This is a genomic window from Amycolatopsis sp. NPDC031561 (assembly GCF_055580625.1).
In genome coordinates this window covers 531746-538834 of the sequence record NZ_JBVILA010000002.1, presented here as the reverse complement: position 1 = coordinate 538834, position 7089 = coordinate 531746, and the positions used below count along the sequence as shown (strand labels likewise).

Here is a 7089-nt window from a genome sequence, read left to right as displayed (position 1 = left end):
GGGGGGGGGGGGGGGGGGGGGGGGGGGGGGGGAGAGGGGGGGGGGGGGGTGGGGGGGGGGGGGGGGGGGGTGACTCCCCTCCCCCCCCCCCCCCCCCCCCCACGACCACCCCGACCGTTACCCCTGGACGAACTTCGCCGCCAGGCCCTCCCCCACGGAGGTCGACTTTCCGTTGTCCTCGATCGGCGACACCTTCGAGTTCTTGAAGCAGATGTAGGTGACCCCGGAGTCGACGCCGCCGTTCGCCGGGTCCGGGTTGATGCCCAGCGCCTTCGCGGCCGCGTAGGACGCTTCGCCGATGATGTCGTTCGGGCCGGTGTCACCGATGACGGCGTAGAGCACCTTGTTGTTGTAGATCACCGCGCACGAGCCGGCGCCCTTGAGCCCGGAGTTCCCGAAGTTCCACGTGCTGCTGACGCTCGGCACGACGACGTAGGGCGTCTGGTCGGCGATCAGCGCTTTGCCGTCGGAGCGCGGGAACGCCGTGCCGTCCTGGAACCACGGGTCGGTGTTCTTGTTGCACCGCGCGGTCGGCTGCCCGTCGCAGTCGATGTCCATGTCGGCCTTCCAGAACACGGCGCCGCCCGCGTCGCAGACCGCGATGGTCCGGCCGGTTTCGTCGTCGGTCTTGTACTTGCCGTTCGAGACCTGCTTGCAACCGGTCGTCTTCGCCAGCAACTGCTGCGCGGTCGGGCCCGCCTGGATGGCGGCCGGAGCCGTCGAAGCCACGGCCGTCGCCGCGGGGGCCAGTCCTGCGGCCACCACCATCGCCGAGAACAGGAGCAACTTCCGCATACCGTGCACCCCTTAGTTAATAAGGCTTCTTATCGAGGGTGCCCAGGATGCAGTCGTCGGTGGCCGGACTCAAGGGCCGGCGGGGTGTTGTTTTCCCACTACGCAACGAAAACCGGTCAAAAGCGGACAAGCCTGGAGACTCGCGCCATCACCCGTCCCGCTCGGCGGTACAGGCCGTCCCGATCACCGAGCACGCCGTCGATCCAGTCCTGGTCGACGTCATGCCTGATCTTCGTCCGCGGTCGCACCAAGCCGTCGCGTGACGCCACGCCACCTTCCGCGGCGTAGACCCTCGTCGCACCGGAACGCCGGAGCCTGCTGAGCACCCGCCGGTCGTAGGCGCCGAACGGCGGCACATACGCGCGGACGGGCTTCCCGCTCAAGTCGGCGAGCAGGTTCGGCGCGGTCTCCAGTTCACGCCGGGCGTGCCTGTCGTCGAGTCGCCGCCAGTCGCGGTGCTCCCAGCCGTGCGAGCCGATCGACATGCCCGCCTCGACCAGTTCGCGCAGGCCGTTCGCGTCGAGGAAGCCCCGCTGGCCGATCCGGCCTGCCAGCGGGAAGAACTCCGCCGTGAGATCGCGCTCCACCAGTCTGGGGAGCGCGATCTCGACGTCGGACGAATTGCCGTCGTCGAAGGTGAGCCCGACGTCTTCACGTCCGGCCACCGCGTCGAGCACCCGCTCGAACTGCTCGACCGTCACCCAGGTTTCGTTTTCGCCTGGATCCAGCGCGCGCACGGGCCTGCCCACGCCGCCAATCGCCAGGATCACCATCCGCGCCTCATTCGGGACCGAGTGTGTTTCCCGATTAATCGAGTTGGCGAATGGAGTAGTTACATGATCGAGCAAGATGGCCACGAACGGATTATTTGCGGATCTCCAGGGTGCAGCACTTCGGGCCGCCGCCCGCCTTCCTGAGCTCGGAGATGTCCAGGAAGACGACCTCGTAGCCGCGTTTGGTCAGCCGCGCGGCCAAACCGGTCGCTTCGAGCGGCAGGACGACGTTGCGGCCGTCGGACACCCCGTTCAGGCCGAAACACTCCGCGTCGGCCCGGTCCGCGATTACCGCGTCCGGGAACATCCGCGCCAGCACCTTCCGCGACCCGGCCGAGAACGCCTCCGGGTAGTAGGCGATCTGGGCGGGCGTGGCGTCGGTGGCCTCGGCGAGCACGAACAGCGCGGTGTCGAGGTGGTAGTAGCTCGGGTCGATCAGCCGCAGCGAGACGACCGGGACGCCGAGGACCTCTTGCGCTTCGGCGTGCGCGGCCGGGTCGGTCCGGAAACCGGTGCCGGCGAGCAGGACCTTGCCGGTCCAGGCGAAATCGCCTTCGGCCTCGTTGATCTTCTCGGGCATGGTGATGTCGCGGTAGCCGTGCTCCACGAACCAGCGGCGGAAGTGCTCGGCCTCGGCGGTGCGCTGCGGGGCGCGGAACCGGGAGCCGAGGACCCGGCCGTCGACGACGGTGCCGGAGTTCGCGGCGAACACCATGTCGGGCAGGCCGGGCTGGGCGTCGATCTCCTCGACCGTGTGGCCGAGACGTCGGTAGGTGTCACGGAGTTCGGTCCATTGCGCCATCGCGGCGTCGACGCTGACCGGGACGGACGGGTCCATCCAGGGGTTGATGACGTAATCCACCGCGAAGTACCGCGGCGGGCACATGAGGTAGCGGCGCGTCGTGGGCACACGGGGCTGCTCTAGTACCGGCATACACGAAGGGTAAGGCTCACCTAATTCCGCAATCAATCGCTGTTCGCTGCGCGTATACCTGCTAAACATTGCGTGTGAACACCATCGACCAGCGAATCGTTTCATGTCTGATGGCCAACGCGAGGTCCAGCTACGCCGACATCGGGAAAGTCGTCGGCCTGTCCGCGCCCGCGGTGAAGAGGCGGGTCGACAGACTGCTCGAAACCGGGGTTCTGCGCGGCTTCACCGCGGTCGTCGACCCCGAGGCCTTGGGCTGGGGCACCGAGGCGTTCGTCGAGATGACCTGCAACGGCAACATCACCCCGGCCCGGATCCGCGCCAGGCTGGAGCCGTTGCCGGAGGTCGTCGCGGCCTACACGGTGTCCGGCGCGGCCGACGCGATCGTCCACCTGCGGGCGTCGGACATCCACCATCTGGAGACCGCGCTGGAGCGGCTGCGCGGTCTGGAGATCGTCGACCGCACGGTCTCCACCGTCGTCCTTTCCCGGTTGCTGGAGCGCCCGCCGACGCCCGAAGCGTGAAACCCTCGGCACCGTGACCGATCAGATCCGCTCCAGCCATGACGGCGGCGTCGCCGTGCTCACCATCGACGCGCCCAAGACCCGCAACGCCCTCACCCTCGACCTGTCCGCCCAGCTGGCCGACGCCGTCGCGCGTGCCGAAGCCGACGAGAGCGTCCACGCCGTGGTCGTCACCGGCGCGCCTCCGGCCTTCTGCGCGGGCGCGGACCTGGACACGCTCGCCGGCGCACGGGAGGACGGGCTCCGCGCGATCTACGACGGCTTCCTCTCGATCGCCCGCTGTTCCCTGCCGACGATCGCCGCCGTCGGCGGTGCCGCGGTGGGCGCCGGGCTGAACCTCGCGCTCGCCGCGGACGTCCGCATCGTGGGACCGAAGGCGAAGTTCGTGGCCAGATTTCTTGATCTCGGCATCCATCCCGGCGGCGGGATGACGTGGATGATCCAACGGCTCGTCGGCCCGCAGAAGGCCGCCGCGATGACACTCTTCGGCGAGGTCGTCGGCGCCGAAGCCGCTGTCGAATCCGGGCTCGCGCTCCGGCTCGCCGACGGAGATCTGCTCGAAGCCGCCCTTGAACTGGCGAAACCCGCCGTCGACGCCCCTCGCGACGTCCTCCTGGTGACGAAGCGCACGCTTCGGCACACCGCTTCACTGACCGACCATTCGGCCGCCGTCGACGCCGAGATCGAGCCTCAGCTGGCGTCGCTCACCGCGCCCGCCTTCACCGAGCGGCTGGCCAGGTTGAGGGCCGCAATGACCGGCCAATGACCGTTCCTCGAGCGGACTTCCGTACGCTTGAAGGAGATACGGCTCACAATCGGGACGTACTGTTAACCGTTACCATCGGTAACACATAAACCGGATAATCCCCGCTCAGCGCCGAGCTCAGGACACTCGAGGAGTAGGTCCAGGCCGTTGATACGGCAACCTGGGACGTGTGCCGGGGACTAACCTCGGGACACGGCACCTGTGACCTGGCCGACATCGCCGGGCGAGGCACCGGATCTCCGGCGCTGCCGGGGACGACGCACGTCGGGAGAGAGGGAATCCCTGACCTATGAGCACGAGTGCGAACGGCAACAGCTCTTTGTCGGCCGTGAGGCCCACTGAGGTCGCCAAGCTGGACCGGGTGGTCATCCGGTTCGCCGGCGACTCCGGTGACGGCATGCAGCTGACGGGCGACAGGTTCACCTCGGAGGCGGCCGCCTTCGGCAACGACTTGTCCACCATGCCGAACTTTCCCGCGGAGATCCGCGCGCCACAGGGCACCATCCCGGGCGTCTCGAGCTTCCAGGTGCACTTCGCCGACTACGACATCCTGACGCCGGGCGACCGGCCGGACGTCCTGGTCGCGATGAACCCCGCCGCGTTGAAGGCGAACCTCGCCGACGTCCCGACAGGTGGGACGATCATCCTCAACACCGACGAGTTCACGAAGCGGAACCTGGTCAAGGTCGGCTTCGAGAACGACCCCCTCGACGACGACACCCTTTCGGCCTATCAAGTCCACCGGGTGGCCATGTCGACGTTGACCAGAGGCGCGCTCGAAGAGACCGGACTGTCCAAAAAGGACGCCGAACGCGCGAAGAACATGTTCGCGCTCGGGCTGCTCTCTTGGATGTACCACCGGCCGACCGAGGGCACGGAACGCTTCCTGCGCGAGAAGTTCGCGAAGAAGTCCGACATCGCCGAGGCCAACATCCTGGCCTTCCGCGCCGGCTGGAACTACGGCGAGACGACGGAGTCGTTCGCGACGACGTACGAGGTCGCGCCCGCGAAGCTGAACCAGGGCACGTACCGCCAGATCACCGGGAACACCGCGCTGGCGTACGGGCTGGTCGCCGCCGGGCAGCAGTCCGGCCTGCAGATCCTGCTGGGCACGTACCCGATCACCCCGGCGTCGGACATCCTCCACGAGCTGTCCAAGCACAAGAACTACGGCATCCTCACCTTCCAGGCCGAGGACGAGATCGCCGGCATCGGCGCGGCGCTCGGCGCCTCCTACGGCGGTGCGCTGGGCGTCACCTCGACGTCCGGGCCCGGTGTCGCGCTGAAGTCCGAAGCCATCGGCCTCGCGGTGATGACCGAACTGCCGCTGGTCGTCGTCGACGTCCAGCGCGGTGGCCCGTCCACCGGTCTGCCGACCAAGACCGAGCAGGCCGACCTGCTGCAGGCGATGTTCGGCCGCAACGGCGAGTCCCCGGTCCCGATCATCGCGCCGCTCTCCCCCGCGGACTGCTTCGACGCGGCGCTGGAGGCGACCCGGATCGCGCTGAAGTACCGGACCCCGGTCTTCCTGCTGTCGGACGGCGCGATCGCGAACGGTTCGGAGCCGTGGCTGATCCCGGACGTCGAGACGCTGCCGGATCTGCGGGTGGAATTCGCCACCGAGCCGAATGCCGAGGACGGTTCCGGGGAATTCTGGCCGTATGTGCGCGATCCCGAGACCCTCGCCCGCGCGTGGGCGGTGCCGGGCGCCGCCGGTCTGCAGCACCGGATCGGCGGTCTGGAGAAGGCCGACAAGACCGGTCACATCTCCTACGACCCGGACAACCACGAGACGATGGTCCGCCTGCGGCAGGCCAAGATCGACGGCATCGACGTCCCGGACCTCGTCATCGACGACCCGAGCGGCGGCAAGGCACGGGTGCTCGCGCTCGGCTGGGGCTCTTCCTACGGGCCGATCGGCGCCGCGTGCCGCCGCGTCCGCAAGGAAGGAATGCCGATCGCGCAGGCGCATCTTCGGCATCTCAACCCGTTCCCGGGCAACCTCGGTGACGTACTCCGTTCGTACGACACCGTGGTCGTCCCTGAAATGAACCTCGGCCAGCTTTCGATGCTCCTAAGGGCGAAGTACCTCGTAGACGTGAGGTCGTACACGAAGGTCGCCGGGCTGCCTTTCAAGGCGGAGGAGCTGCAAGGCGTGTTCACGGAGATCATCACCAGTACGGAGGCGGCGAAGTGACCGCGATTGACCTGGGGATTCCCACTCTCGGCGGCTTAGACCTTGTACCGACCGAAACCGAGCCGCAGAAGGCGAAGGACTACAAGTCGGACCAAGAGGTCCGCTGGTGTCCCGGCTGCGGGGACTACGTCGTCCTCAACGCCGTGCAGTCGTTCCTGCCGACGCTCGGCCTCAAGCGCGAGAACATCGTGTTCATCTCGGGCATCGGGTGCTCGTCCCGGTTCCCCTACTACCTGAACACCTACGGCATGCACTCGATCCACGGCCGCGCGCCGTCGATCGCGACCGGGCTCGCCACCGCGCGGCCCGATCTGTCGGTGTGGGTCGTCACCGGTGACGGCGACGCGCTGTCCATCGGCGGCAACCACCTGATCCACGCGTTGCGGCGCAACGTGAACATCAAGATCCTGCTGTTCAACAACCGGGTCTACGGCCTCACCAAGGGCCAGTACTCGCCGACGTCCGGGCCGGGCATGGTCACCAAGTCCACCCCGATGGGCTCGGTCGACACCCCGTTCAACCCGCTCTCGCTGGCGATCGGCGCCGAGGCGTCGTTCGTGGGCCGCGCGCTCGACTCGGACCGCAAGGGCCTGACCGAGGTACTGGAGGCCGCTGCGAAGCACCGCGGGTCGGCGCTGGTGGAGATCTACCAGAACTGCCCGATCTTCAACGACGGCGCTTTCGACGTCCTCAAGGACAAGGACGAAGCCGCGTCCCGGCTGATCCCGCTGCGGTCCGGCGAGCCGATCAAGTTCGGACCGCAGGGCGAGTTCGGCGTCACACGTGGCGGCTGGGGCGGGCTCGAGGTCGGGAAGGTCGCGAACATCGGCGAGGAGAACCTCGTCGTGCACGACCCGGCGATCGAGGACACCGCGTACGCGTTCGCGCTGTCGCGGATCGGCGACCAGAACCTGAACCACGTGCCGACCGGCATCCTGCGCCAGGTCGAGCGGCCCACCTACGACGACCAGGCGCGTGCCCAGGTCGAGGCCGCGCGCGCGACTCGCAAGCCGGACCTGCAGGGGCTGCTTCGCGGCAAGGACACCTGGACCGTCGTGAGCTAGCCGGTCCCGAACGCTATGAAAGGCCCGTTACTTGCAAAA

At 68.0% G+C, this 7089-nt stretch carries 7 protein-coding genes; 4 read left to right on the top strand and 3 right to left on the bottom strand.

Annotated elements, in window-relative coordinates; translation table 11 throughout:
* Positions 1-117 precede the first annotated feature (117 nt).
* The 3 genes from ACZ5IK_RS08175 to ddaH all read right to left on the bottom strand — a co-directional run bounded on the left by ACZ5IK_RS08175 (position 118) and on the right by ddaH (position 2502).
* Positions 118-795 carry a glycoside hydrolase family 75 protein gene (locus tag ACZ5IK_RS08175; RefSeq protein WP_465487107.1) on the bottom strand — a complete coding sequence of 226 codons (678 nt, stop codon included), beginning with the start codon at positions 793-795 and terminating at the stop codon, positions 118-120.
* 116 nt (positions 796-911) lie between these two features.
* Positions 912-1568 (bottom strand): polysaccharide deacetylase family protein, encoded by a 657-nt coding sequence (locus ACZ5IK_RS08170; RefSeq protein ID WP_465487106.1) that lies wholly within the window; start codon positions 1566-1568, stop codon positions 912-914.
* Positions 1569-1659: 91 nt separating this feature from the next.
* Complete coding sequence (ddaH, locus tag ACZ5IK_RS08165) at positions 1660-2502, bottom strand: dimethylargininase (protein WP_465487105.1); 843 nt, start codon at positions 2500-2502, stop codon at positions 1660-1662.
* A 74-nt stretch (positions 2503-2576) separates the two neighbouring features.
* On the opposite strand from ddaH, the gene ACZ5IK_RS08160 reads away from it, so the two are divergent.
* The 4 genes from ACZ5IK_RS08160 to ACZ5IK_RS08145 all read left to right on the top strand — a co-directional run bounded on the left by ACZ5IK_RS08160 (position 2577) and on the right by ACZ5IK_RS08145 (position 7050).
* Entirely contained in the window at positions 2577-3023 is a 447-nt protein-coding gene (locus tag ACZ5IK_RS08160; RefSeq protein ID WP_005151923.1) for an Lrp/AsnC family transcriptional regulator, read from the top strand.
* A 13-nt stretch (positions 3024-3036) separates the two neighbouring features.
* A complete protein-coding gene (locus ACZ5IK_RS08155; protein ID WP_465487104.1) occupies positions 3037-3789 on the top strand; it encodes an enoyl-CoA hydratase in 753 nt (250 codons plus the stop codon).
* Positions 3790-4078: 289 nt separating this feature from the next.
* Positions 4079-5986, top strand: a complete 1908-nt coding sequence (locus ACZ5IK_RS08150; RefSeq protein ID WP_465487103.1) for a 2-oxoacid:acceptor oxidoreductase subunit alpha — start codon at positions 4079-4081, stop codon at positions 5984-5986.
* Complete coding sequence (locus ACZ5IK_RS08145; protein ID WP_465487102.1) at positions 5983-7050, top strand: 2-oxoacid:ferredoxin oxidoreductase subunit beta; 1068 nt, start codon at positions 5983-5985, stop codon at positions 7048-7050. The genes ACZ5IK_RS08150 and ACZ5IK_RS08145 overlap by 4 nt, the downstream gene beginning before the upstream one ends.
* Positions 7051-7089 lie beyond the last annotated feature (39 nt).

What these genes read in the sequence shown, in the direction of transcription:
- ACZ5IK_RS08175 (WP_465487107.1), bottom strand. Translation starts at nt 795, where the DNA reads ATGCGGAAGTTGCTCCTGTTCTCGGCGATGGTGGTGGCCGCAGGACTG.
- ACZ5IK_RS08170 (WP_465487106.1), bottom strand. Translation starts at nt 1,568, where the DNA reads ATGGTGATCCTGGCGATTGGCGGCGTGGGCAGGCCCGTGCGCGCGCTG.
- ddaH (WP_465487105.1), bottom strand. Translation starts at nt 2,502, where the DNA reads ATGCCGGTACTAGAGCAGCCCCGTGTGCCCACGACGCGCCGCTACCTC.
- ACZ5IK_RS08150 (WP_465487103.1), top strand. Translation starts at nt 4,079, where the DNA reads ATGAGCACGAGTGCGAACGGCAACAGCTCTTTGTCGGCCGTGAGGCCC.